Below are 23,000 nucleotides of genomic sequence, written 5' to 3'. Positions count from 1 at the left end.
TAGTAGGGCAAATGCTGTTGAAACAACTCTTTGACAAGTGCTGTCAAGCATCCGCTTTTAGTATAACTAACCTGTGGGTCGCCCAAAAAAACTGTAGCAAAGGCGATCGCGCGCGAAATAATCCAATGCACTTTCACCGGTGAGAGCGATCGCCTGTAAGATAAGCAACATCAGCCTCAATCCGCAAGTTGTTCTAAAACGTTAACAAAAGCTGTAAAAATTTCTTGTTCCCTACTGATTTATCCCGATTGTGCAATCGGTTTATACCTCGATCAAAACATGGTTCAATTTCAGATTCAGCCCGATAGCGAAATTCCCTCCTCAACTCAATTGTTGAATCAAATTCGCTATGCGATCGCTTCAAGGCAATTTTCCCCTGGTCATCGCTTACCTAGTACAAGAGCTTTGGCAATGCAAACAGGTCTACATCGCAATACAATCAGCAAGGTGTATCGCCATCTTGAAGAAGATGGGTTAGTTGAAAGTGTCGCTGGTTCAGGTATTTACGTCCGCGCTCAAACTATCCAGCGCAACCCCTCCCTAATTCCTCTCCTTGAGCAATATCCCCAAGCCGATAAAATTGTGCAACTGTGTTTAGACCAACTCTTGCAGCAAGGTTGTTCTCTAAACCAAGCACGGGAACTATTTTCCGCCGAAATTGATTGGCGATTGAGATCGATTGCCCAGGTTATAGTTACAGTGCCAAGCGATGATATTGGTGCAGGTAAATTGATTGTGGAAGAATTGGAACAATCTTTAAAAATACCCGTACAGTTAGTATCTTTAGAAGAACTAACTAATTTAGTAGAGCTTGCAGGTACAGTTGTAACGACTAGGTATTTTATCGGACAAGCTGAAGAAATCGCGGCGCTGAAATCTGTGCGCGTTATTCCCATTGATATTTATGACTACGAACAAGAAATCAAACTTCTCAAAAAACTTGCCAAAGATAGCTGTGTAGGCGTTGTTAGCCTTAGTTCGGGATTGCTACGCTCGGCGGAGGTGATTATTCATAGTTTGCGCGGGAGTGAATTGCTGGTACTTACAGCCCAAGTAGGCGACGCTTACAAGCTAAATGCGATTGTCAAAAGCGCTCAAGTCATTATTTGCGATCGCCCTAGTTTCGCCACGCTCAAGTCCGCAGTCCAAGCTGTTAGAGAAGACATCATTCGTCCCCCCCAGCTAATTTGTTGCGAAAACTTTGTCGGTACAAAGTCCATTGATTTGCTCAAACGCGAACTTGGTTTAGGATAGCTTCTTTAAATAAATGCAGTGGCGGATGCTTTGACTAATGGGCGTTGTAAAACTCTCTATCGTCGCAATTTCTCCATTTAAAAGTGCGATCGCCTTAACTAAATCCTCTTGCTCTGCTTCCGTCCAATTCCCCCGATAAAGTACCGCCATTCCTCCCGGTTTAACCAAGGGTAAAGCATATTCCGCACAAATGGCCGCCGAACCAACAGCCCGAACTGTAGCCAAATCGTAAACGTTTTTATACTGGGGAAGTTTGTTCAAAGCTTCGGCTCTAGAAGTGACTGCTAAAGCATTGGAAATATTTAATTCCTCCAGCAACCCATCTATAAAAGTAATTTTTTTACGGGTAGAATCAACTAAAGTTATCGCAGTTTCTGGAAAAGAAATCGCCATTGGCAAGCCGGGAAACCCTGCACCCGTACCAATATCAATTATTTTTTGCTTTTCAAGCGTCAGAAATGGCACAACTCCCCGCAACGAATCCCATAAGTGTTTTTCCCAAAATTCTGTTGGCTCGGTAATTCGCGTTAAGTTAAATTGACTGTTGCCTTCAATTACCAGTTCGTAAAGCTGTTGAAACTGGGATTGCTGTAGCTCGTTTGGTTGCCAATTTATGGTTTTAAGCCATAAATCGCTCATTTCTGGTAATAAACTAGACATTTTGCTTGCCGCCAACGGCAGATAGAGTACGCAACTCACCGTGATCTAAGTTCCAAGTGCGATCGCTAATTGCCAATAAATCCCCAGCATCGTGAGTCACAATTAATAACGTCCAATCTTGTTTGAGTTTTGCCAGCAAACCCACCAATTGCCGACGCATCGACCAATCTAAGCCTGCTGTCGGCTCATCTAACAGTAACAAAGGGGGCTGACGGATTAATTGTACAGCCAAAGCTAAACGGCGCTGCTGACCGCCGCTCAAAGCCTGGGGTGAGGTATGAATAGACAATGCCTCTAACCCCACTGCTTGTAAAGCCTGCTGGACTCGCTCAGTTCCTAATTCTGGATGTCCTAAACGCAACTCCTCTAAAATTGTACTCCCGCAAAAATGGCGTTCGGGAAACTGAAATACCAAGCCAGCCAACTGTTGCAACTGTTCGGCAATTAATTCTTGTTCGCGCCACAAAATATTACCTGATGTAGTTTCAACTAGCCCCGCCAAAATTTCTAGTAAGGTACTTTTGCCCGAACCACTCGCCCCTACGACTAATCCTAGTTGTTTTGGTGCAAGTTCCAAGTTAACCGCTTTTAAAATAGCTGTAGGACTAGCTGGTGGGTGATAGGTCAAATTTTTGAGATAAAGCATTTAGATAAAAAATTAGCTATAAATCAATTGTGGCGAATAAACGCTACTTCCGCGCTTTCTAGTCGCAGTTTTGTTGTCCTAGACCTCTTAAATTAGTAGACAGTGACCTTAAAAAAAATTTTGCAGATGAAAAAGTATCAATTTTTGGCAGCGATCGCGCCCACCGCCGCACTCACCCTTAGCCTCCTAAGTAACCCCACTTGGGCTGCCGATCCTTTTCGGACAGCAAACCGCCATCCGATCGGCGATCGCACTGAAGCGGCTTTTAAAGCTGTATTTCAAGATGGTAATTACACCGCCGCCCAAGATTATCTTAAACAAGCTGAAACCAGCGAACCAAACGAGCCTTTAGCCTACGCCATGCAAGCATCTTTAGCTTATGGTTCAAATAAAGATTTAACTTCGTTTAATTTGTACGGTAATAAAACCTTAGAAACGGCTAAACAATTAATTAGTACTGATCCCTTGCGGGGAAACTTGTATACGGCGGTAGGTTATTTTTTTCAAGGCGCATCGGTTTTAGCTCGTGATGGTACAGTTAAGGGCGCTCCCGAAGCCTTAACCAAATTGCGCTTAGTGTACGAATACTTAGACAAAGCACAATCAGTTTCGGCGAACGATCCTGAGATCAATTTGATACGCGGTTATATGGATTTAATGTTAGCGGTCAACTTGCCTTTTTCTAGTCCCGATCAAGCAATAGAGCGCTTAGAAAAATTAGCTGCACCTAAGTATTTAGCCGATCGCGGTTTAGCAATTGGCTACCGAGATTTGGAGCAGTACAGCGACGCATTAGCAGCAGTAAATCGAGCCATAGAAGCAACGCCCAATAACCCAGAATTGTTTTATCTCAAAGCCCAAATTCTTGCCGAGCAAAGCAAAGCACAAAATAATGTATCAATACTGAAAGAGTCATTGCAAAACTTTGATAAAGTGATCGCTAAAAAAGCTCAACTTCTCCCTAACTTAGTTAAACAAATTGAACGCGAACGCGGCAAAGCTGTTAGTCGCCTAACTAACCCTAGATAAGTAGAACAACTAAAATTTTTCGGCATTACTGAAAGTAGTGTGATAATTTTCTTACCAATTACCCATTCCCCAAAATGCAAATACAGTTTCGAGAATTTAATCCTTTTGACTTGTGGATCTGGGTAGAATTTAGTACCGTTCCCTCGGAAATGGAAAAAAAATATTTAGAAGAAGCCTTTAATTCTTGGTTTTATCTTGGCAAACTCGGAGCATTTAACGCTGAAAATCTCCAAGTTCAAGATGAAGGACTAGATATTAGCTACATGAACTATGACGATCGTCGGGCGGATGATAGCTTAATGTCATTGATGCACAATATGGGAGCTTTTGAGTATCAAGGGACTTGGGCGCGGTGCTGGTTTGATTTGGGGACAAGTGACGCGATCGCTCTCGATATTTTGATTAATTGCCTAACTCAACTAGATCGAGAATATCTACCGATGGAGCAATTGTATATTGGCGGTGAAAATGCTGATTGGACGGTAGAAGATAGCGAAAGCCGCCCAGAATCTATTTACGATTACAACAACTAAGTATGCACGTTGAAGGACAAATTCGAGTTTTGGCTTTGGGATTGATTAAAAAAGACAATCGCATTTTTATTTCCCAAGGCTACGATCCAGTCAAACAGCAAACTTTTTACCGCGCCATGGGTGGTGGGGTAGATTTTGGCGAAACCAGTCTTGAAGCTCTAAAGCGAGAATTTCAAGAGGAAATTCAAGCGCAATTAACCAATATTTCTTACTTAGGATGCTTAGAAAACCTATTTACTTTTAATGGTAAACAAGGTCACGAACTACTACAGGTTTATCAGGGCGATTTTGTTGATTCTAAGTTTTACGAGTTGGAAAGCTTAGTTTTTGCCGAAGGTAAGCGGCAAAAAACCGCTCTATGGGTAGATGTTTCTCGGTTTAAATTGGGGGAACTATTATTAGTCCCAGAACCATTTTTAGAGTTTATCTAAAAATAAATGCGATCGCACTTTATGGCGATCGCAACTACTGTTTATTATAAAGCGCAAGTTTTTTGTAATTAGACGCTGTAATGGGTTTGACAAAGTTAATCCAACTAATTAATAGTTAGATCGAAAAGAAACTTTATTCATCACTATTCCCTCTGTTCCTGGACGACATTGCAACCAAGCAAACATCGCCGCACTACTTAGAAAAATCAAGGTAATTGTTACTACTGACTGAAGCATAATACTGTATCGCATAATATTAACCTGGTTATACAAGATTGAAGTGTTCTAAGTGGACGTGAGTAACGGGTACTCCCGACTCATGTAAAGCGAGTTCTATTTGATCCATCATTTTAGGGACAGCGCAAATAAAATAATTACGGGTTGCTGGACGTTTAGGTAAATATCTTTGCAGTAGCTGCTTATCGATGTAGCCAGTCTCTCCCGACCAATCCTTGGGTGGATTTCGCAAAACATAGACAATTGTTAGGTCTAATTTATCGGTGAGCGCTGATAATTCTTGTCGATAGGTGATGTTTCCCCATGTTTTACTCCCATAAATTAAGTGGAGCGGGCGTTCGTCATGACGATCCGCCAAAGTAACCAACATACTCAAAATTGGCGTAATACCAATACCTCCAGCAATAAAAACAAATCCTGCTGAATCTTCATAGCGGTCTGTCATAAAAACTCCATAAGGCCCGTCTACGAAGGCTTTAGTACCTGGTGCAACATCTTTGATTGTTTTGGTGAAATCTCCTACAGCTTTAATCCCAAATTCTATTCGTTCGGGTCGTTCCGCACTAGAAACTATGGAAAAAGGATGTTCTCTCATGCGGAATGGAGAAATTTGCAGTGTAATCCAAGCAAATTGACCGGGTTGGAAATGTATCCCAACATGACCTCTAGGTTGTAAAACTAAATTCCAAACATCGCCTCGTTGGGGAATTACGGCTTCTACTAAGTAAGGTTTTCTGAGCATAAACAAGGGCTTAACCAGCCTGACGTACACCAGCAGCCACAAGGTGATGAGAACTATCCCAATCCATACAGTTCGCTCCCAAAATAGTCCTAAATAGTGACCCACACCCAGGGCATGACTTAAACCAAAGCCCACAGAAACCGTCGCTAAGATGCCATGAGCCATGCACCAAGGCTCGTAGGGAATTTTCAGGCGTTTGCGTCCGATGGAAGTCACTACCATTAATATCAGTGCCAAAGTAGCAATAACTGCCGCTCTAGCTCGCCAAGGAGCGTGAAAAAAATTTAATAGTTGCAAAGTTTTTGGATTATCAATAAATAAAATTATTGGGTGAACCAAGATAAATAAAAAGGCAACTACTGAGGTATAGCGGTGAAACTGTAAAATCAAGTCAATCCCATAGGAAGCTTCAATGAGGCGAATTCTAGCCGTCAAAGCAAATTGCATTGCCATCATTGCCAAGCCGATGAAACCGAGAGCAACAGAAAAGTCTAGCCAAAAACCCCGTCCTACGTTAGCTGCGGGGGGGTATAAAAGTAAAATCAATAGTGGTAACAGAACAATTACCAAATATACAATTACCCAGAATACTCCTATGGCAATAGGATTTCTTACTAATAAGCTTCTCATTTTTTCTTTAATGGTTGATGCACTCACTAATAGGATCTCTAGCAAAGAATCTTCTTTCCTGAGTCCTTTCTTGGTTTAGCAAGCTTAACTTTTTGACTCGCTCTAAAATGCTTGCGATTGTAAAGTTATTCGGTCATTTAATTTCTTGTATCTGTAGTTCTACAGAGGGTTGTTGGCAAAATTTGTAACATCATAATATGTTGGCAAGCTCGATTTTGCCACCAGTCAACTACTGAAATTTAGTTATATAAGACAATAAAACATAGGTTGTATCAGTGAAAATACTGAATTATTAGTAAATTTAACTTGTATTTTTTATAAAATTTTAACTTTGCACGTATAACTCTAGATATCTACCAATTACTTATACGAATTCTGTATAAAGATGCGCTAAAAGGGAATAAGTAGGTGGAGAAGGATAAAAGTTATGGGTCGTCCATTCCAAGTAGAGATAGCTGAAAGCCGAGAAAAGTTAGAGAAAAATCTCAAATAGGTTCGGACAGCAAGTAGTAAGGACAGATTACAAATGCTCTACTTGCTCAAAAGCGGACAAGTAAGCAGTAGAAAAGAACTAGCTTCATTGCTTGGGAGAGATCAAGCAACGATTACTCGATGGCGCTCGAAAATACAAAGATGATGGGCTAAAAAGTTTGTTGGAAGTCTTGTCGCCACCGGGGAAAGTGGGAATCGTTCGCGGGTTAGCCTGGGAACGTCTCAAACAACGATTGCAGGAGGTGGAAGGGTTTGAGAGCTATGGTCAAATCCAACAATGGATTCAAAAGGAGTTAGGATTAGTCATTGCATATAAAACAGTCTATCAACTTGTTTGTTACTCCCTAAGAGCCAAACTCAAAGTTCCTCGCCCTCGAAGTTTAAAACAACACCCAGAATCTAACTCAACTGCGGCAGAAGTTGACTCAGGTGTTAGGAACAATTACACCAGAAACTATTGCTTCTCTAACTTCTTACGACTTCATTCTCGAAGCTTTATTTAGCGCAGCTTTATAAAGAATTGGTATGAGGTAAAGTGCGATCGCCATGGCAAAATTTTCAATCTGCATCGCTAAAATCAAAGTAGGCTAATTACAGTCTGATACTTTACATATTACTGTTTAGGCAACGCGTTCAGTCCTAGATCAGCAGCGATTCTAAGATTAAATTTCCACCACCAAACTCTTACAAAGGCGAAAACCCAACCTCTAATATTAGGTAAAAAGTTTGACAACAGAACAAAAAAAATGGTGCAGGCTTATCTAGCTTGCACCTATAAAAATCACCTTAACTTAGAGCGCGAATTTGAGACTTGTAAGCATTGCTATTTAAACCAATACCTACATTTGCTCTTTGGGGATCAATCGCGCGTTCTAAAGCCGCAATGCGATCGCGCGTGGCTGGGTGTGTACTCAAAAACGTAGGCGTAGAACCAGAGCGGAGCAGCTTTTTCATAAACGAAACCATCCCCGACTCAGCATAACCCGCTCGTCTTAAATTTCTTAGTCCTACTTGATCGGCTTCTAATTCATCTTTACGACTATTAGGACGACGCAGCGCCAAATCTACCCCAATTTGCACCGCCGCGTTACGATCTAAACCCGCCGCTTGCGAGACACCTTGAGCTAAAGCACTTTCCCGCATTTGCTCGACTAAATGCTTACCTGTGATATGCCCGATTTCGTGCGCCATTACACTAGCAAGTTCTGCTTCATTGTCTGCCATTCTTAGCAAACCTGTATTGACATAAACAAAACCACCCGCCGTTGCAAAAGCATTAACGCCCTTATCGTCTACTACTTGGAAAGTATAGGGTAGATTGGGGCGATCGCTTGCCCTCGCTAGTCGTCTACCAATTTGCTCTACATAAGAAGTTATGTCTTGATTTCGATAAATCCGCACCTCGCGCTTTAGCTGCTGGTCAATTTGCGTACCAAGTTGCACCTCTTGGCGATCGGAAATGTTTGATAACTGAAATATCTGCACTCCCTGGCGCAGCAAATCGAATACAGAAATGGCTTGAGATGGCAAAACTGAGCTTACAGTAATACCCAAGGCAATAAACACAGATACCATTGGGTAAAACCAGCGTCGCGAACGACCAGATAAAGAAAAAAACTTCAACATACAACAGAATTATGAAAGGAGGACATATCTATAAATAGACGGTACGAACAGGTATTTGTTGCAATTAATCATAGTTTTTTAGCCAAAGCTCCACCTTCAACCGACGTTTTCTCCTTGTCCCAGCTATGATAAGCTGACACCAGATCGAATCGTTGTTGCTGTTATTTAAAAAAATTTACATGGCTATTTTGGATTCTCAAGGTCGTTTATTTGGCAAAATAAATTTGCTCGATTTGGGTGCTGTTTTAGTAATTGTCTTAGTTTTAATCGGTATCTTTTTATATCCTGGCACTTCGGGTTCGGTGGCTCAAGTGAACGAATCTACTAAACCTGTCGAAGTAGATTTAGTAGTGCGGGGGTTGAATATCAAAGATCCAGAACAACTATTTACCAATGGATTTACTAAAGGCGGCAAAACCAACATTGTTATCCGCAATCAACCCCATGGAAACCTAGAAATTAAGTCTATTCAGGAGTTACCCAGAACGATATTAGTAGCTCAACCTGATGGCTCTTTGAAAGAGTACACAGATCCTAGACCAAATCAATATAGTACCGATATGCTTTTAACCTTAAAAGGTAAGGCAACAATTAGACCCGATGGGCCGGTAATCAGTAATAGTAAGATAAAAATTGGTAATCCCATTGAACTTGAAGGTTTTAATTACAACTTCAATGCTACGGTCATCGATGTCCGCATCATAGACGGCAAAGTTTAATAACTAGCTCTCTGCTAATAAAGTTAAAAATCGGCGGATTAAACCAATTGTAACGGCGGGTAATTCAAGTTGAGGTGTAAGCCCTACATCCTCTATTTGCTGAAAAATTTTAATTGCTTGGGGATTGATGGTAGCAAAACGCTCACCTATTTGGGATTCTGTAAATTGAGACTTTTTCCCCCAAATAATGGCTGTAGGAATAGTTAGCTGTGAAATATAAGTAGATAAATCGAAACACAAGTCGCCGCGCACAAAAGACAGCGCCGCATATTCGGCGTTGGGTTGTTTGGCTGATTCTAGGTAAGCATCGACAATTTCCTCGTAAACTCGGTTAGAACAAGCAAATTGCCGTTGTTCTAAAAAGCTACGGATGCCGTTACTTGTAGCAACACCCGCGCTATAAAGTAGGCGGTCGAGAATTGGCGTACTAATTAACTGAGCAAAGAAACTGCGCGAGTAATCAGCGCCAAAGTCCGAAAGTCCCGCCGGAGTAGTCAGAATTAATGACTTAAATAACTCAGGACGGGCGATCGCAACTCTAATTGTCAAAGCTGCGGTCAACGATGAAGCTACTACGGTTACAGGAATGCTCGAAACTTGGGCTAAAAATTCGCCAATGGTAGTTAGATAATCGTCAATTTGATAATTGCGTTCAGGATGCTCGGAATTGCCCCAACCAATCAAATCCGGCGCGATAATTTTGTACTCACTGGCAAAAGCTGGATAAACTTTAGACCATTCGTAAGCCGAAGATCCACCACCAAAGCCGTGCAAAAATACTAAAGTTTCCGCCGATGGGTGACAGATCCAAGGTATCCCAGTGTTGGCATAGTATGCCATTCTGCCTAAAGAAGTTAGTACAGAATTTTGCTCAAATCCTAGCGGCTGAAACATTGACGCACCTTAATATTAAACTAATTACTCAGAGCTTAATTGAGCTTTTTCTACAGTGTTATCGTTCACTCCTAAAGTTAATTGTAAAGGTGATTTTTGCGGGTAAGCCTTAACTACTTGGCGGTAAACTTGATAATTTGTAGGCAAGATTTGCACTTTGTTTCCTACGGTATAACTTAGCCGATAATCTACAGACCTAATCAGTTGCGGACTGCTAGGTTTTTGAGATGGTTTTTGCCGTTGCTCAATTTCGTCTACCGTAGGTCTTGGCGGTAAAGCCGCCCACCACAAGCCTTTATCGTCAGGGCCTGTTACAGCATTTTCTGGCTTGATCCCGTTGCGATTGACCAAAGATGTAGAAGCAAAAGGTTCAAACCGTGTTAAATTATCGTTACTTTGGTTGACAAAATACTCAACTTGCCAAGTATAAGTAGTCCGGGCTGTGGCTTCGTATTCGGTAGTAGTTACTGTAGAGCAACTGACGAGGAAAATTGTACTCAACCAACTGCAAAAAACTATTGATTTTCCCCTTTTGGCGACTTCGTAACTCATCTAAAATAATTGCTAAAGTTAAAATTTGTAGTTAATTTCTGTCTGTAAAAAATATCAAAATGCAACTGGCTCCATTTTTTCCTGTTCTTTACCGCATTTTACAACCTACTTTCCCTGACTGTCTTTGGTCGGGGAATGCTCATACAAAAGAAATTGCTTTAACGTTTGACGATGGACCTCATCCAGTTTATACGCCCCAATTGCTCAAGGTTTTGGATGATTACGCTATCCCAGCTAGTTTTTTTTTGTTGGGTGCTTGCGTCCATCGTTACCCCACGGTTGCCAAATCAGTTTGCGACTTCGGACATTCGATTGGTTTGCATGGCTACGATCATCGCTCTTTTCCGCTTCTTACCACTACGCAGTTGCGACAAAGCTTAGAATCAACTCAAAGTGCGATTTCAGCAGCTTGCGGTATAAATGGCACAAAGCTCCGCAATGTTCGCCCTCCCAACGGTTTATTTACTCCCCAAACTCTAGAATTATTAACTCAATGGCAATACCGTTCGGTAATGTGGAGTGTAGTCCCTGAAGATTGGGTACGACCGGGAATTAATCTTGTCGTACAAAGAGTTCTGGAACAAGTACAGAACGGTTCTACTATTGTTTTACATGATGGCGCTTGTGGCGGCTCTGATGTGGCAGAAATTACCCAAATTTTGATTCCACAACTTCTACAACTCGGCTATAAGTTTGTTAATATTGATAACTTTTGGCATTCCCACCCCAGCTATCTACAACCATAATTTGTTGCCCTTGACGTTCAAAGATACAAATTATTTTTATTTGGTTTGTAATTCTAGATATTTATTCACTACAATAGCGAGAGAACTTCGGCGATTTGTCAAGTTCTCTGAGGTTGAAATTTGAGCAAGCGTCAGTTAACTTAGACAAAGACCAAAAGTTTTAAGTTTAGGTTAACCCCAAAGTTAGTGTTAAGGAGCAATGGTACAAAACCTCTGACCTTGAATTTGAGGTAATTTATACCACTGTTTACGGCGCTTTTTGCTCACTGGCAAATTATCTGAAACCCAATTAAGGTAGAAAATATCAAGCTTGATGACTGAAAAAATCTATGCCTGAGCGAACAACAAATGCTAACTATTCCACTCAAAAACCGGGAATTGATGGCAATTAAGCCAAGCAAGTTTAAAATATTAAACAAGTAGGGGAAAGTGGGGGAGCAACTAAAACATTTGGAGCTATTTATTTAATTGCCTCCAGGTATTACCTTGCGCTCAAAACCAACAATTTAACTAATCACCACTGTAGATTTTACAATTCAAACATTAAAGGCAGGCAATTTCTGTGAAACAGGCTACAATCGGAGGGGTCTTAGCAACTCCCAGCACTAATAGCAGCTTTTAGAGCCACTATTAGGCATTAGATTTTATAAAACGATAAAGTCTTATTTTAGGCAAATACATCGAAGATCGCAGTGGTAATTTTTAATTTCTATGCCCGGTCTATTTGATGCTTTGCCACTGACAGTACAAGCAATTAAACCTCTTATTAAATAAGCTAATAGCACAGTTAATAAGAGTACGAAATAAATGACGATAGATTGATAGTTGAATCAAGGAGCATGAGGAACGCGGCATGAACCAGGCTAACAACGTACTCGAAACCACTCATCAGCCTGAAATCAAAACAATTAATCAGCCTGAAAGCACATTAGAAGTTTTGATTGAAGAAGAATTTAATCCTTTAGACCTAGACGAACAAGATGAATTGATAGAATCCCAACCTGAAGAAGAAGTAAAAGCTGGTAAAGTTGTCAAGTCTCGTCGTCGGGCGCAAACTAAAAAGAAGCACTATACAGAAGATTCAATTCGTCTGTATTTGCAAGAAATAGGTAGAATTCGGCTGTTAAGAGCGGATGAGGAAATTGAACTAGCTCGAAAAATTGCCGAATTGCTGCAAATGGAGCGCGTCAGGGAGCAACTTTGCGATCGCCTAGATCGAGATCCCCATGACAGTGAATGGGCTGAAGCTGTAGAGTTACCAATAAATTCCTTTCGTTATCGCCTCCATGTGGGACGACGGGCTAAAGATAAAATGGTGCAGTCGAACTTGCGTTTAGTAGTTTCTATTGCCAAAAAGTACATGAATCGTGGTCTATCGTTTCAAGACTTGATTCAAGAAGGAAGTTTGGGTTTGATCCGGGCGGCGGAAAAGTTCGATCACGAAAAGGGTTATAAGTTTTCAACTTACGCTACATGGTGGATTCGTCAAGCAATTACGCGCGCGATCGCCGATCAATCAAGAACAATTCGTTTACCCGTCCACCTTTACGAAACTATTTCCCGCATTAAAAAGACAACAAAGCTGCTTTCTCAAGAGATGGGACGTAAGCCCACTGAGGAAGAAATTGCAACTCGAATGGAAATGACCATTGAGAAACTGCGATTTATTGCTAAGTCCGCTCAATTGCCAATTTCTCTAGAAACGCCTATTGGTAAAGAAGAAGATTCTCGCCTGGGTGATTTCATTGAGTCGGATGGTGAAACGCCAGAAGATCAAGTTTCTAAAAATCTGTTGCGTGAAGACTTAGAGAAAGTTTTAGATGGTCTTAGCCCCCGCGAACGCGATGTATTGCGCCTGCGTTATGGTTTAGATGACGGTCGGATGAAGACGTTGGAAGAAATTGGACAGATATTTAACGTCACCCGCGAACGCATTCGTCAAATAGAAGCTAAAGCTTTACGTAAATTACGACATCCAAACCGTAATAGCGTTTTGAAAGAATATATCCGCTAAAATCGGTTAGTTTTTGGCTGCTATAATTAATTCAATGATTAAAAACGCTGATGGCTGCTGCTATTGGCGTTTTTAAGTAGTTCTCTCAAAAAAATGACCTAAGAGATTCTTGTTATCTCTCAAGTCAAAAAATTCCTTGTCTTTGATACTTTTGTTTTTCTTACTGGGTGTTACATGATGCCCCAGAAGTGCAGAAAACCTTGTCCAGAAAATAGTTCAATTCCAGCAGCAGCCAAAAAACCAATCATTGCTAGCCGACCGTTCCAGATTTCGGCTTGAGGAGTAAAACCATAACGCCAAGCGTTGCGGTCTTCCATTACTGGGGGTGTAACTACTTTTGGTGTACTTTGCATGGTTGAGTTCCCTGATAATTTATTAATTTATGTTTCCTTCTATGTAAATTAATGTAACACTCTTATTTACAATTTGTCTATGCCTTAAGTCAGAAAGACTCTTTTTTGCTGGATAGGGCAAAATCTCTATGCCCTATCGTTCAAGGGATAACAAAATGTCATCTTTTTTTTGGGCGTGGCAACAATTAACCGCTCTAATTAGTCAATAAAAATAAAGATTACTAAGTATGAGCGCGAAATTTTTAACTTATTTAATCAGTCCTCTAGCAGTGGCGGTAGTAGCTATCGGTGCAACTAGCGCCCAAACAAAAATTACAAAGCAGTCAAAAGTTGCTGTCAGTGGCATTGGCTCAATTAGAGTAGGAATGACCGTTACACAAGCAAGTACAGCATCAGGGACTAAGCTAATTTCTACCGGATATCCCATTTAGCGAGGCTGCTATTACGTCCAGCCTCAAGGCGCACCTAAAGGTCTGGGATTAATAGTTATTAATGGGCGCATTGCTAGAGTCGATGTATCCAACTCTAGCCCTATTACTACCCTAAGTGGTGCAAAAATTGGCGATACCGAAGCTCGAATTAAAGCGCTGTATCCAAAACAAATCAAGGTCAGCACTCACGCCTATAGAGCAGATAGTGGCGGACACTATTTGACGTTTATCCCCAAAGATAAAAGCGATCGCTTTTATCGATTAGTATTTGAAACGGACGGCAAGCGGGTACTTAGCTTTAGAGCCGGAAAACTGCCAGAAGTTGAATATGTTGAAGGCTATTCTTAGTTTATTTACCAGCAATTAGGTTCAAAACTTTTGCCATGACATCGTTAGTAAAATCTCCTCTACAAGTAGCTTACTGCTCGGTGATAATTACAAATCCTAGGCGCTGAAAAAATGGCTATGCGCTAATACTTGCTTCGGTAAACAAGCGCTCTAAACATACTTCTACCGCCTTTTCTGCTATTGCTCAATAGATTTGACTACCCACACTACAACGGCTGATAGTCTTCATGGCAGTAAAAGCAATCAATAGACCTCTTGCAAAAATAAGCTTTAAGATTGATTTGCGTTTAAGTTAAGCTCATAATTATAAATAGAAGCTATTAAATTAAACCTTAATCCAAATCGTTTCCTTCTGTTTCTATATCGCCCTTGTAAAATCCTAAATCTTTTCAAATGGGCAAAAACATTTTCAATAATTATTCTCTCTTTCGCTAGTTCTCTATTCTCTTTTTTCTCGGCTACAGAAAGCTTATCTTTTCTTGGCTTCTTTTTAGGTATTTGACTAAAATGATGATGCTTTTTAATTCCTTGATATCCCTTATCTGCTAAACATTTAACCTCTTTTTTAATCCTGATTTTGCTTCTTTTATATAACTTGAAATCATGTTCAGAACCCTTGCCATAGTACGTACACAGTATTTCTCCATTTCTTTGATCGATAACTACTTGGGCTTTCAACGTATGTCTTTTTTTCTTGCCACTATAATAGCTCTTTTGTTTTTTTTAGGTCTTTCTATGGGGGTCTCACTTACATCTATTACTACCGTTTCTAGCTGATAATCATCGTCAATCAATCTCTTTTTCCCTGGTAGTCTTAGTTGAGGAGCTTTAATTAAAATATTTTCTATTTTTTGAATAATTCGGTAGGCTGTAGATTCGTTTATTCCCCAAGTAGCACCTAAATGAAAAAAAGTTCGGTACTCTCGTAAATATTCTAAGACCATTAAGATTTGGTCTTCTACCTTTAGTTTTGGCGGTCTGCCAGTTTTCTTCCTTGATTTTTCCGCTTCCTTGACTATTTCTACCATTTGATTAAAAGTGTCAAAATGCACTCCAGTCAAACGTTTAAATTCTTCCGCCTTTAATTTTTTTACCTTTTTATAAGTCACTTTTACTTCTACTTAGTCACTTCCCTACGATTTTATCATTAACTTTTGCAAGAGGTCTAATATGACCATTGGTTTCTAATTATCCAAAACCAACGATCGCATCTTCAATCTCGGCAACAAAAGTATAGCGACTAGCACAAAGTTTTTCCCAGTCTCGAAAATAAATATCTTCTGGCGACCAGGCTAAACATTGATTGTGAGAGTAATCGCGGCGGTTGATTTCATGGACGGTTTGATAAAACGGCACTATCTGGTCTGGATCTGGGAGGCGAAACCACCGAATCTGTGTAAGTGCGATCGCCTTCTATCCGTCATACTACCTAAGATATAGATAGCACTGGTGCTTGAGCAACTATTAAAATAATCTTGTTGCTGCCTCAAAATCAATTAAAATCCAGCCATTAGCAAAAACATTAACTCAAGATTATGCCCAGAACTCAACGTAACGATAATTTTATTGACAAGTCTTTTACAGTCATGGCAGATATTATTTTAAAAATCTTGCCTACTAATAAAAAAGCCAAAGAAGCCTTTGTTTACTACCGCGATGGAATGTCAGCGCAAGCCGATGGCGAATACGCAGAAGCACTAGACAACTATAACGAAGCTTTAGAATTAGAGGAAGACGCGAACGATCGCAGTTACATCCTTTACAATATGGGGCTTATTTATGCTAGTAATGGCGAACACCAAAGAGCTTTAGATCAATACGAACTAGCCATAGAATCTAATCCCCGTCTACCTCAAGCGTTAAATAATATTGCTGTAATTTACCACTACCAAGGCGAACAAGCCAAATCTGTCGGCGATGTGGACGCATCAGAGAGATTATTTGATAAAGCTGCACAATATTGGGTAAGAGCGATTCGTATGGCTCCTAATAATTACCTTGAAGCCCAAAACTGGCTTAAGACTACCGGACGCTCGAACATAGATGTTTATTTCTAGCTCGATCTTCGGTTTTATAACATTGTCTCCCATTAACTAATTTATGATCGACCGCGAACAAGTCCATAAAGTTGCTTTGCTTGCCCGTTTAGAGCTATCACCAGAAGAAGAAGCACAATTTACTACTCAGTTGGGCAGTATTATAGATTATTTTGCTCAATTAAGCGAACTTGATGTAACTGATGTCCCGCCGACAACCCGCGCCATTGATGTTAGTAACGTCACGCGCAAGGATGAATTACAACCCTACGGAGAGAGAGAAGCAATCCTAACTGGTGCGCCAGATCAAGAAGGAGACTTTTTTAAAGTTCCCCAAATCCTGAGCGCAGAATGATTTTGCCCTAACACTTAAGAACGATGCAACCCAAGCCCTAGTTGGACTTAATTTGAAGTAAATATTCACGAGAGGTGACAATTATGGGTTTGGGTGTTCTTAAAGACGGTAAATGGATTGCTCAAAGAGATCAAGAAGACGAGCAAGGCAAATTTGTTCGTCCTTCTACTACCTTCCGCGATCGCATTACCAGCGACGGTAGTAGCGGTTTTAAAGCTGAAGTGGGGCGTTACCATCTTTACATCTCTTGGGCGTGTCCTTGGGCGCACCGTACCGCCATTATGCGCCGCTTAAAGGGCTTGGAAGATATTATTGGTTTATCGGTAGTAGCACCAGAAATTGACCAAAATAGCTGGGAATTTTCAGATAGTGAACCTGGTTGCATTCCCGATACTCTTAACCATAATCGCTACCTGTGGGAATTGTACCTTCAAGCCGAGCCTAATTATAGTGGACGGGTAACAGTTCCGGTATTGTGGGACAAGCAAACAGGCAAAATTGTTAATAACGAGTCTCGTGAAATTGTCAGGATGCTTGATACTCAGTTTGAGGAGTATGCAAAAAACAATCTTGATTTTTATCCTGAAAAATTGCAGTCAGCTATTGATGAAGTTGCCGATGCTATCTACCAACCAATCAATAATGGCGTGTATAAAGCAGGTTTTGCGACTACTCAATCGGCTTACAATGAAGCTGTAACCGAACTATTTACAAAATTAGATCGCTGGGAAAATGTTTTAGCTAAACAAAGATATCTATGTGGCGATCGCATTACCGAAGCTGATTGGTTTATGTTTACAACTTTATTACGGTTTGATGCAGTCTACTACGTCCACTTTAAATGTAACTTGCGCCGGATTATCGATTATCCCAATCTTTGGAATTACCTCAAAGACTTGTACCAGCAGCCAGGAATCAAAGAAACCTGCAACTTAGACCATATAAAACGGCATTACTACCGCAGCCATCCGAATGTTAATCCGACAAAAATTGTGCCTAAAGGGCCAATAATTGATTTTGAGGAAGCACACAACCGCGATCGCCTACCAGTTACTGTATAGATTAACTTTGTAGAGACGTTGCATTGCAACGTCTCTACAAAGCATTGCAGTCATTCAGGGCTTTTAGCTGCCATCAACGCTTGTCTAAAACCCAGCACCAACACAATATTAGCCAGCGTTAAAAAGGATTCCGCCGAACCATGCAGCCAATCAACATCGGCTAAAGACTTACCATAATGCACCTGGGCGTAAATTGCGGCAGGGATAGTAATGGCGACAAAAACCAAAGTACCGTAAAAGCCCATAAGTGCTAAACGTGGCATTTGCTTAGTACGGCTAAGAAACCATAAAAAACCTAGGTAGGGAAATAAAGATAAAGCAAAAAGAGTTTCTTTAGAAATCATGCGCCTATTTTAGAAGAATTTGGCGGTGATTCAGTAGTTGCCTCTGGTTTTAATTTACTCGTTCTCCAAATCCACCACCCCGCCGCTAAAAGCGTACAGTTACCGATTAATGTCATCGCTGCTTGAAGCGTCACCAGCCATTCTAAGGAAGTAGTGTTATCAAAAAAGTGCCAAGTACAAGCACACATAGCGCTAATTAAGGCTGGTAGCATGGCGAAGGATAAAGCAAACCAAGAGCGGTTTTTTGTCGCTTCTCCATAAAGCCAAATTAACCAAATAGCGCTAACCCACTCAATAACGCTAGAAATATGAATGATCCACGTAGGAATAGAAAGGGCGTGCATGGTAATGGGTAATGGGTAATGGGTAATGGGTAATCGGTAATTGGTAATTGGTAATTGGTAATATTGCCTTATCCATTTTTCTAATATTCTTTTTATATCGTCCAGTTAGCCCAATCTTGAGGCTTCAAATAGGTTTCGTATAACTCAGATTCTGGGGTGTTTGGTTCTGGCTGATAGCCGTATTCCCAACGCACTAAGGGCGGTAAAGACATCAAAATTGACTCGGTGCGCCCATTAGTTTGTAGTCCGAAAATTGTGCCGCGATCGTACACTAAATTAAATTCTACATAACGTCCCCGACGATATAACTGAAAATTACGCTGGCGATCGCCATATTCCATATTTCTACGTTTTTCGACGATTGGCACGTAAGCAGGTAAAAAAGCTTTGCCACAATCTCTCGCAAAACTAAATAAGTCTTCCCAACTGCGCGGCGAGGGTTTGCCAAGTTGCTTGTTATAAATGCCTGCGGGGCCTTCTGGATCTGTCCCGCGATAAAATTCTCCTTGTCCATCTTGATAGTCAAAAAATATCCCCCCAACGCCGCGAGTTTCAGCGCGATGCTTTAAATAAAAATATTCATCGCACCAACGCTTAAACACTTGGTAATATTCTGGATTATGAGCATCGGCGGCTTGCTTCATAGTTAAATGAAACTGCTTAACATCTTCCGCAAAAGGGTAGTAAGGCGTTAAATCAATTCCACCCCCAAACCACCAAACGGGCCCGGCTTCAAAATAACGATAATTTAGGTGTACTGTAGGCACGTAGGGATTACGGGGATGCAATACCATTGATGTACCCGTTGCAAACCATCTATGCCCTTCGGCATCGGGGCGCTGGGCTAAAATTGACGGGGGTAAATGCGTCCCCCAAACTTCTGAAAAGCCTACCCCGCCTTGTTCAAATACATCGCCATCGCGCATTACCCGCGATCGCCCGCCGCCACCTTCTTCTCTTTCCCAAGCGTCTTGACGAAACTTACCCACGCCGTCAAGCTGTTCTAAAGCTTGACAAATTTCATCTTGCAAGCCTTGCATTAGTTGCCTAACTCGATCTTTGGCATCTTCTGGGGGTAAAGCGGTGGGTGTAGTTTGGGGTGTTGAGTCAGCGATCATAATTTAAAGGAAAGTTAATTTTTACTACAATTGTCAGTTGGTACTAACAAATATGCTAGACAGTCTTGCTAAGGTTTTTTTAGCCGGCGAGACAAACGCTCCAACTATTTTCGCTCAAATTCGACTTGACGCGCGATCGCATCTGCCGTAACTTAAATAAAATTTTCAACAACGATAATGCTGTCGCAAAATGGTATAGAAACAAATTGCAACTATGTGAAAAACTAAACTAAGGTTTGGGTTGCAATGCCAAATTTGTATAAAAAGTGCTTAGAAAGGACATTTAGAAATATGCACAAATGTTTGTCCAAATTCATTCACCGCAAACAGCGCTGGTTTCGGTATTCTTTAGCACGAACTTATCAAGTTATTAGTTCTGCTCCGGTAGATGAACTATGGCGAACAGTGGTAGATTTAGCCGATGTTTCCTGGCATCCAATCCTTTCAAGTACCAATGTTCCTTGCGGTGTAGTGCCAAAACCGGGGTTAATTTACCAAGCTGTAACACGCTTGGGCCCTATTCCTGTCAGAATTTTTGTAGAGATGGTTAGACCTGGAGAATTGCTAAGTGTAAGAGTAATCGCCATTCCTGGAATAGAAGAAAGAGTAACGTATCGAGTAGAATCTACGGTTTGCGGTAATTGTATTTCTTATTCAGTCACTCTTAAGGGTTGGTTATCGCCGCTAGTTTGGTCTTTTTCTCGTCCTTACGCGGCTAAAGTTGCCGCCGCTTTAGCCGCCGCCGCCGAAAAAGCCGCCGATGGTTTGCCTAGAGTTGCCAACAAGCCAAAAAATAGTTTTGAATTTTAATTATCCGTTTGCTCGGCACAGAAAGCTAAGATGCAGTAAGAAGTACAATCCTTGCTGTATGCTTTCTTTTTAAAAACACTATGATTGAAACCCTTAACACTGGTTCGGTATTAGAAGTATTGCGACCAGTTCAAGATCCAGAACTGCAAAAAAGCCTGGTAGAACTAAATATGATTCGCAACGTTGCGATCGATAACGGTAAAGTTAGTTTTACTTTGGTACTTACAACCCCCGCTTGTCCGTTGCGAGAATTTATTGTCGAAGATTGCACTAAAGCGGTAAAAAAATTACCCGGTGTAAGGGAGGTTTTGATTGATGTCACCGCCGAAACTCCCCAGCAAAAAGGCTTACCCGATCGCACGGGAATCTCTGGGGTAAAAAACATTGTGGCAATTTCTAGCGGTAAAGGTGGCGTAGGCAAAAGCACTGTGGCTGTAAATATTGCGGTGGCTTTGGCACAAACTGGCGCAAAAGTTGGCTTACTAGACGCGGATATTTATGGGCCAAATGCGCCAACGATGCTAGGACTTGCAGACGCGAAAATATTGGTACAAAACAACGGTAAACAAGACGTACTAGAACCTGCTTTTAATCACGGCGTTAAACTGGTTTCGATGGGCTTTTTAATTGACCGAGATCAGCCTGTAGTTTGGCGCGGGCCAATGTTAAACGGCGTAATTCGTCAGTTTCTCTATCAAGTGCAGTGGGGAGAATTGGATTATCTAATTGTTGATATGCCCCCAGGCACGGGTGACGCGCAGTTGACGCTAACTCAAGCTGTACCAATGGCAGGGGCGGTAATTGTAACTACACCTCAGACAGTGGCGCTGCTAGACTCCCGTAAGGGCTTAAAAATGTTCGAGCAGATGAACGTTCCAGTATTGGGAATGGTAGAAAACATGAGTTATTTTATTCCTCCCGATATGCCCGATAAGCAGTATGATATTTTTGGTTCTGGTGGCGGGGAAAGAACCGCTAAGGAAATGGGCGTACCGTTATTAGGTTGCGTACCCTTAGAAATTGCTCTGCGTGTTGGTGGCGATCGCGGTATCCCGATTGTAGTTGCAGATCCTGAGTCTGCGTCTGCAAAAGCCCTGACAGCGATCGCCCTCAATATTGCTGGAAAAGTCTCTGTTGCCGCTTTAACGTAATCACAAATATTAACTGTAGGGGAGTAATGCACTGCGCCCCTACAACTTTTTGTCAACTTCAAATGGTAGTAATTAATTCAATTTTTATTGTCTAGAAGCGCTACCATATTAAGATTAAATTCTAGTTAAAACTTGTTAATTGCAACTGCTAACTGCTCCAGTACCTACAGCTAATTTTCTTAAACTAGATAACGGTTTAAACGTTATCCATCAATACATAAATACTACGTCGGTGGTTGTAGCAGACGTATGGGTAAATGCTGGCGCAGTCCAAGAGCCGAAAAACTGGTCGGGAATGGCGCATTTTCTTGAACATATGATCTTTAAGGGTACTGCTGCTATTAGTCCGGGAGAATTTGACCGAGTAATCGAAAACAAAGGCGGGATGACAAACGCCGCTACAAGTCACGATTACGCTCATTACTTTTTAACTACTGCCACAGCTTATTTAGCGGATACTTTACCTTACCTTGCTGACTTACTTTTAAACGCCACTATTCCTGAAGATGAGTTTGACAAAGAACGAGATGTAGTATTAGAAGAAATTCATTCGTGTTATGACGATCCAGACTGGATAGGATTTCAAGCTCTTAGTGAAAGCGTTTATCAACATCATCCTTACGGACGTTCGGTTTTGGGTACGGCAAATAATTTATTACAGCATTCGGTCGCCGCCATGCGATCGTTTCATCATACTTACTACCAACCGGAAAATATGACAGTAGTAGTCGTGGGAGGCGTGGAACAAGATCGGGCGGTAGAAATGATTAGTAATAGTTTTGAGCGCAAAAGTAAGTTAGTTATTGAACCATGCGATCGCCCAGAAGTTAAGTTAGGAGAATATTTACTAGCGGGAGTCCGCCGTCAAGAAATTAAATTGCCCAATTTAGAACAGGCTCGATTGATGATGGCATGGATTGGGCCGGGGGTAGACCAATTTCGCCACGCCTACGGATTAGACTTGCTTTCAGTCATTCTAGCGGGCGGTAGGTCTTGCCGTTTGGTGAAAGAATTACGAGAAGAACGGCAACTTGTCCAAGGAATTAATTGCGACTTTTCCCTGCAAAAGGATTCAAGTTTATTTACAATTACAGCTTGGTTAGATACGAACCAATTGGAGCGGGTAGAATTTTTGATTCGTACTTGCTTAGAAGAATTACAAAATATACCTATTTGCCTGTCGGAACTCGATCGCTGCAAGCGGTTGATGTGTAACGATTACACTTTTTACACTGAAACCCCTAGCCAAATCGCCGGACTTTATGGTTATTACAGCACGATCGCCACGCCGGAATTAGCTTTACGTTATCCCCAAGAGGTGAAGTCGTTTCAACCGGAAGAACTACAATTATTGGCTCGTCAGTATTTATCTCCTTCTCAGTATGCGGTAACTGTACTCAAACCTTGTTAGCGTTAAGGAATAATCAAAAAAGGACAAGTGGGC

General features: G+C 41.3%; 30 protein-coding genes. 17 read left to right on the top strand and 13 right to left on the bottom strand.

All coding sequences use genetic code 11. The features are described from left to right. Positions 1-279: 279 nt before the first annotated feature. On the top strand, positions 280-1,254 hold the full coding sequence (locus tag SYN7509_RS0210040) for a GntR family transcriptional regulator (protein WP_009631797.1): 975 nt from the start codon (positions 280-282) through the stop codon (positions 1,252-1,254). Here the strand turns inward: SYN7509_RS0210040 and rsmG are convergent. Together rsmG and SYN7509_RS0210030 are read right to left on the bottom strand one after the other, a co-directional pair. Next, positions 1,246-1,914 (bottom strand): 16S rRNA (guanine(527)-N(7))-methyltransferase RsmG, encoded by a 669-nt coding sequence (gene rsmG, locus SYN7509_RS0210035; RefSeq protein WP_009631798.1) that lies wholly within the window; start codon positions 1,912-1,914, stop codon positions 1,246-1,248. The two genes, SYN7509_RS0210040 and rsmG, sit on opposite strands and share 9 nt — an antisense overlap. Continuing rightward, positions 1,907-2,560, bottom strand: a complete 654-nt coding sequence (locus tag SYN7509_RS0210030; protein WP_009631799.1) for an ABC transporter ATP-binding protein — start codon at positions 2,558-2,560, stop codon at positions 1,907-1,909. Before SYN7509_RS0210030 ends, rsmG begins: the two co-directional genes overlap by 8 nt. Before the next feature lie 126 nt (positions 2,561-2,686). Between SYN7509_RS0210030 and SYN7509_RS0210025 the strand changes: the two genes are divergently transcribed. The 3 genes from SYN7509_RS0210025 (at position 2,687) to SYN7509_RS0210015 (ending at position 4,553) form a co-directional block, all read left to right on the top strand. Beyond that, on the top strand, positions 2,687-3,589 hold the full coding sequence (locus tag SYN7509_RS0210025) for a Sll0314/Alr1548 family TPR repeat-containing protein (RefSeq protein ID WP_009631800.1): 903 nt from the start codon (positions 2,687-2,689) through the stop codon (positions 3,587-3,589). Between the two features lie 74 nt (positions 3,590-3,663). Continuing rightward, complete coding sequence (locus SYN7509_RS0210020) at positions 3,664-4,122, top strand: DUF3531 family protein (protein WP_009631801.1); 459 nt, start codon at positions 3,664-3,666, stop codon at positions 4,120-4,122. 2 nt (positions 4,123-4,124) lie between these two features. Beyond that, the gene (locus SYN7509_RS0210015) at positions 4,125-4,553 is read left to right on the top strand and encodes an NUDIX hydrolase (protein WP_009631802.1); all 429 of its coding nucleotides are present in this window, start codon (positions 4,125-4,127) and stop codon (positions 4,551-4,553) included. A gap of 108 nt (positions 4,554-4,661) precedes the next feature. On the opposite strand, the gene SYN7509_RS30455 is transcribed toward SYN7509_RS0210015, so the two are convergent. Then, positions 4,662-4,805, bottom strand: coding sequence for a hypothetical protein (locus SYN7509_RS30455; RefSeq protein WP_009631803.1), 144 nt, complete (start codon positions 4,803-4,805; stop codon positions 4,662-4,664). 13 nt (positions 4,806-4,818) lie between these two features. Beyond that, positions 4,819-6,162 (bottom strand): ferredoxin reductase family protein, encoded by a 1,344-nt coding sequence (locus SYN7509_RS0210010; RefSeq protein ID WP_028954229.1) that lies wholly within the window; start codon positions 6,160-6,162, stop codon positions 4,819-4,821. Between the two features lie 526 nt (positions 6,163-6,688). Here SYN7509_RS0210010 and SYN7509_RS31695 point away from each other — a divergent pair. Both SYN7509_RS31695 and SYN7509_RS30450 read left to right on the top strand, forming a co-directional pair. After that, positions 6,689-6,799, top strand: a complete 111-nt coding sequence (locus tag SYN7509_RS31695) for a hypothetical protein (protein ID WP_148297968.1) — start codon at positions 6,689-6,691, stop codon at positions 6,797-6,799. Continuing rightward, positions 6,747-7,157, top strand: a complete 411-nt coding sequence (locus SYN7509_RS30450) for a COG3415 family protein (RefSeq protein ID WP_192819855.1) — start codon at positions 6,747-6,749, stop codon at positions 7,155-7,157. The genes SYN7509_RS31695 and SYN7509_RS30450 overlap by 53 nt, the downstream gene beginning before the upstream one ends. Before the next feature lie 283 nt (positions 7,158-7,440). On the opposite strand, the gene SYN7509_RS0210000 is transcribed toward SYN7509_RS30450, so the two are convergent. Beyond that, complete coding sequence (locus SYN7509_RS0210000) at positions 7,441-8,229, bottom strand: M48 family metallopeptidase (protein WP_227501489.1); 789 nt, start codon at positions 8,227-8,229, stop codon at positions 7,441-7,443. A gap of 230 nt (positions 8,230-8,459) precedes the next feature. Here SYN7509_RS0210000 and SYN7509_RS0209995 point away from each other — a divergent pair, with 230 nt between their 5' ends. Next, positions 8,460-8,999 (top strand): DUF4330 domain-containing protein, encoded by a 540-nt coding sequence (locus tag SYN7509_RS0209995; protein ID WP_009630129.1) that lies wholly within the window; start codon positions 8,460-8,462, stop codon positions 8,997-8,999. A 3-nt stretch (positions 9,000-9,002) separates the two neighbouring features. Here the strand turns inward: SYN7509_RS0209995 and SYN7509_RS0209990 are convergent, their stop codons facing one another. Both SYN7509_RS0209990 and SYN7509_RS0209985 read right to left on the bottom strand, forming a co-directional pair. Further along, positions 9,003-9,893: an alpha/beta fold hydrolase gene (locus tag SYN7509_RS0209990; RefSeq protein WP_009630128.1), complete on the bottom strand. Its 891-nt coding sequence runs from the start codon at positions 9,891-9,893 to the stop codon at positions 9,003-9,005. Positions 9,894-9,917: 24 nt separating this feature from the next. Beyond that, positions 9,918-10,445, bottom strand: coding sequence for a hypothetical protein (locus SYN7509_RS0209985; protein ID WP_009630127.1), 528 nt, complete (start codon positions 10,443-10,445; stop codon positions 9,918-9,920). A 59-nt stretch (positions 10,446-10,504) separates the two neighbouring features. Here SYN7509_RS0209985 and SYN7509_RS0209980 point away from each other — a divergent pair, with 59 nt between their 5' ends. Both SYN7509_RS0209980 and rpoD read left to right on the top strand, forming a co-directional pair. Then, positions 10,505-11,191, top strand: coding sequence for a polysaccharide deacetylase family protein (locus tag SYN7509_RS0209980; RefSeq protein WP_009630126.1), 687 nt, complete (start codon positions 10,505-10,507; stop codon positions 11,189-11,191). A gap of 853 nt (positions 11,192-12,044) precedes the next feature. Next, positions 12,045-13,205: an RNA polymerase sigma factor RpoD gene (rpoD, locus tag SYN7509_RS0209975; protein ID WP_009630125.1), complete on the top strand. Its 1,161-nt coding sequence runs from the start codon at positions 12,045-12,047 to the stop codon at positions 13,203-13,205. A 170-nt stretch (positions 13,206-13,375) separates the two neighbouring features. Here the strand turns inward: rpoD and SYN7509_RS0209970 are convergent, their stop codons facing one another. Beyond that, the gene (locus tag SYN7509_RS0209970; protein ID WP_009630124.1) at positions 13,376-13,558 is read right to left on the bottom strand and encodes a chlorophyll a/b-binding protein; all 183 of its coding nucleotides are present in this window, start codon (positions 13,556-13,558) and stop codon (positions 13,376-13,378) included. A 227-nt stretch (positions 13,559-13,785) separates the two neighbouring features. Between SYN7509_RS0209970 and SYN7509_RS30655 the strand changes: the two genes are divergently transcribed. Together SYN7509_RS30655 and SYN7509_RS31285 are read left to right on the top strand one after the other, a co-directional pair. Further along, positions 13,786-13,989, top strand: a complete 204-nt coding sequence (locus SYN7509_RS30655; protein ID WP_009630123.1) for a hypothetical protein — start codon at positions 13,786-13,788, stop codon at positions 13,987-13,989. A gap of 219 nt (positions 13,990-14,208) precedes the next feature. Continuing rightward, positions 14,209-14,337, top strand: a complete 129-nt coding sequence (locus SYN7509_RS31285; protein ID WP_255327297.1) for a hypothetical protein — start codon at positions 14,209-14,211, stop codon at positions 14,335-14,337. Between the two features lie 270 nt (positions 14,338-14,607). Here the strand turns inward: SYN7509_RS31285 and SYN7509_RS28380 are convergent. Together SYN7509_RS28380 and SYN7509_RS29145 are read right to left on the bottom strand one after the other, a co-directional pair. Then, a protein-coding gene (locus tag SYN7509_RS28380) for an IS5 family transposase (protein WP_202807208.1) occupies positions 14,608-15,446 on the bottom strand; the annotation gives its coding sequence in 2 pieces (ribosomal slippage) (positions 14,608-15,056 and positions 15,056-15,446; 840 coding nt in all). 79 nt (positions 15,447-15,525) lie between these two features. Then, positions 15,526-15,693 (bottom strand): hypothetical protein, encoded by a 168-nt coding sequence (locus SYN7509_RS29145; protein WP_009634075.1) that lies wholly within the window; start codon positions 15,691-15,693, stop codon positions 15,526-15,528. A 179-nt stretch (positions 15,694-15,872) separates the two neighbouring features. On the opposite strand from SYN7509_RS29145, the gene SYN7509_RS0209940 reads away from it, so the two are divergent. From SYN7509_RS0209940 to SYN7509_RS0209930, 3 genes are all read left to right on the top strand, one after another. Then, positions 15,873-16,394, top strand: a complete 522-nt coding sequence (locus SYN7509_RS0209940) for a photosystem I assembly protein Ycf3 (RefSeq protein WP_009634074.1) — start codon at positions 15,873-15,875, stop codon at positions 16,392-16,394. Between the two features lie 43 nt (positions 16,395-16,437). Then, a complete protein-coding gene (gene gatC / locus SYN7509_RS0209935; protein ID WP_009634073.1) occupies positions 16,438-16,728 on the top strand; it encodes an Asp-tRNA(Asn)/Glu-tRNA(Gln) amidotransferase subunit GatC in 291 nt (96 codons plus the stop codon). 83 nt (positions 16,729-16,811) lie between these two features. Next, positions 16,812-17,789, top strand: a complete 978-nt coding sequence (locus SYN7509_RS0209930) for a glutathione S-transferase family protein (RefSeq protein WP_009634072.1) — start codon at positions 16,812-16,814, stop codon at positions 17,787-17,789. A 50-nt stretch (positions 17,790-17,839) separates the two neighbouring features. Here SYN7509_RS0209930 and SYN7509_RS0209925 read toward each other — a convergent pair whose 3' ends face one another. From SYN7509_RS0209925 to hemF, 3 genes are all read right to left on the bottom strand, one after another. Beyond that, complete coding sequence (locus tag SYN7509_RS0209925; RefSeq protein WP_009634071.1) at positions 17,840-18,133, bottom strand: DUF3593 domain-containing protein; 294 nt, start codon at positions 18,131-18,133, stop codon at positions 17,840-17,842. Continuing rightward, on the bottom strand, positions 18,130-18,477 hold the full coding sequence (locus SYN7509_RS0209920) for a DUF2499 domain-containing protein (protein ID WP_009634070.1): 348 nt from the start codon (positions 18,475-18,477) through the stop codon (positions 18,130-18,132). Before SYN7509_RS0209920 ends, SYN7509_RS0209925 begins: the two co-directional genes overlap by 4 nt. Positions 18,478-18,569: 92 nt before the next feature. Further along, entirely contained in the window at positions 18,570-19,595 is a 1,026-nt protein-coding gene (hemF, locus tag SYN7509_RS0209915; RefSeq protein WP_009634069.1) for an oxygen-dependent coproporphyrinogen oxidase, read from the bottom strand. A 291-nt stretch (positions 19,596-19,886) separates the two neighbouring features. Here hemF and SYN7509_RS0209910 point away from each other — a divergent pair, with 291 nt between their 5' ends. The 3 genes from SYN7509_RS0209910 (at position 19,887) to SYN7509_RS0209900 (ending at position 22,967) form a co-directional block, all read left to right on the top strand. Beyond that, positions 19,887-20,405 (top strand): polyketide cyclase / dehydrase and lipid transport, encoded by a 519-nt coding sequence (locus SYN7509_RS0209910; protein WP_009634068.1) that lies wholly within the window; start codon positions 19,887-19,889, stop codon positions 20,403-20,405. An 80-nt stretch (positions 20,406-20,485) separates the two neighbouring features. Further along, on the top strand, positions 20,486-21,556 hold the full coding sequence (locus tag SYN7509_RS0209905) for an Mrp/NBP35 family ATP-binding protein (protein ID WP_009634067.1): 1,071 nt from the start codon (positions 20,486-20,488) through the stop codon (positions 21,554-21,556). Positions 21,557-21,695: 139 nt separating this feature from the next. After that, positions 21,696-22,967, top strand: coding sequence for a M16 family metallopeptidase (locus tag SYN7509_RS0209900; RefSeq protein ID WP_009634066.1), 1,272 nt, complete (start codon positions 21,696-21,698; stop codon positions 22,965-22,967). The last annotated feature ends 33 nt before the right edge of the window (positions 22,968-23,000 follow it).

The sequence above is a fragment of the Synechocystis sp. PCC 7509 genome (assembly GCF_000332075.2).
Taxonomy (GTDB): Bacteria; Cyanobacteriota; Cyanobacteriia; order Cyanobacteriales; family Chroococcidiopsidaceae; genus Aliterella.
This window is presented reverse-complemented; position numbering and strand designations above follow the sequence as displayed.

Coding starts and splice junctions, on each gene's coding strand:
- SYN7509_RS0210040 (WP_009631797.1), top strand. CDS start 280: ATGGTTCAATTTCAGATTCAGCCCGATAGCGAAATTCCCTCCTCAACT.
- rsmG (WP_009631798.1), bottom strand. CDS start 1,914: ATGTCTAGTTTATTACCAGAAATGAGCGATTTATGGCTTAAAACCATA.
- SYN7509_RS0210030 (WP_009631799.1), bottom strand. CDS start 2,560: ATGCTTTATCTCAAAAATTTGACCTATCACCCACCAGCTAGTCCTACA.
- SYN7509_RS0210025 (WP_009631800.1), top strand. CDS start 2,687: ATGAAAAAGTATCAATTTTTGGCAGCGATCGCGCCCACCGCCGCACTC.
- SYN7509_RS0210020 (WP_009631801.1), top strand. CDS start 3,664: ATGCAAATACAGTTTCGAGAATTTAATCCTTTTGACTTGTGGATCTGG.
- SYN7509_RS0210015 (WP_009631802.1), top strand. CDS start 4,125: ATGCACGTTGAAGGACAAATTCGAGTTTTGGCTTTGGGATTGATTAAA.
- SYN7509_RS30455 (WP_009631803.1), bottom strand. CDS start 4,805: ATGCGATACAGTATTATGCTTCAGTCAGTAGTAACAATTACCTTGATT.
- SYN7509_RS0210010 (WP_028954229.1), bottom strand. CDS start 6,162: ATGAGAAGCTTATTAGTAAGAAATCCTATTGCCATAGGAGTATTCTGG.
- SYN7509_RS31695 (WP_148297968.1), top strand. CDS start 6,689: ATGCTCTACTTGCTCAAAAGCGGACAAGTAAGCAGTAGAAAAGAACTA.
- SYN7509_RS0210000 (WP_227501489.1), bottom strand. CDS start 8,229: ATGGTATCTGTGTTTATTGCCTTGGGTATTACTGTAAGCTCAGTTTTG.
- SYN7509_RS0209995 (WP_009630129.1), top strand. CDS start 8,460: ATGGCTATTTTGGATTCTCAAGGTCGTTTATTTGGCAAAATAAATTTG.
- SYN7509_RS0209990 (WP_009630128.1), bottom strand. CDS start 9,893: ATGTTTCAGCCGCTAGGATTTGAGCAAAATTCTGTACTAACTTCTTTA.
- SYN7509_RS0209985 (WP_009630127.1), bottom strand. CDS start 10,445: ATGAGTTACGAAGTCGCCAAAAGGGGAAAATCAATAGTTTTTTGCAGT.
- SYN7509_RS0209980 (WP_009630126.1), top strand. CDS start 10,505: ATGCAACTGGCTCCATTTTTTCCTGTTCTTTACCGCATTTTACAACCT.
- rpoD (WP_009630125.1), top strand. CDS start 12,045: ATGAACCAGGCTAACAACGTACTCGAAACCACTCATCAGCCTGAAATC.
- SYN7509_RS0209970 (WP_009630124.1), bottom strand. CDS start 13,558: ATGCAAAGTACACCAAAAGTAGTTACACCCCCAGTAATGGAAGACCGC.
- SYN7509_RS30655 (WP_009630123.1), top strand. CDS start 13,786: ATGAGCGCGAAATTTTTAACTTATTTAATCAGTCCTCTAGCAGTGGCG.
- SYN7509_RS0209940 (WP_009634074.1), top strand. CDS start 15,873: ATGCCCAGAACTCAACGTAACGATAATTTTATTGACAAGTCTTTTACA.
- gatC (WP_009634073.1), top strand. CDS start 16,438: ATGATCGACCGCGAACAAGTCCATAAAGTTGCTTTGCTTGCCCGTTTA.
- SYN7509_RS0209930 (WP_009634072.1), top strand. CDS start 16,812: ATGGGTTTGGGTGTTCTTAAAGACGGTAAATGGATTGCTCAAAGAGAT.
- SYN7509_RS0209925 (WP_009634071.1), bottom strand. CDS start 18,133: ATGATTTCTAAAGAAACTCTTTTTGCTTTATCTTTATTTCCCTACCTA.
- SYN7509_RS0209920 (WP_009634070.1), bottom strand. CDS start 18,477: ATGCACGCCCTTTCTATTCCTACGTGGATCATTCATATTTCTAGCGTT.
- hemF (WP_009634069.1), bottom strand. CDS start 19,595: ATGATCGCTGACTCAACACCCCAAACTACACCCACCGCTTTACCCCCA.
- SYN7509_RS0209910 (WP_009634068.1), top strand. CDS start 19,887: ATGCACAAATGTTTGTCCAAATTCATTCACCGCAAACAGCGCTGGTTT.
- SYN7509_RS0209905 (WP_009634067.1), top strand. CDS start 20,486: ATGATTGAAACCCTTAACACTGGTTCGGTATTAGAAGTATTGCGACCA.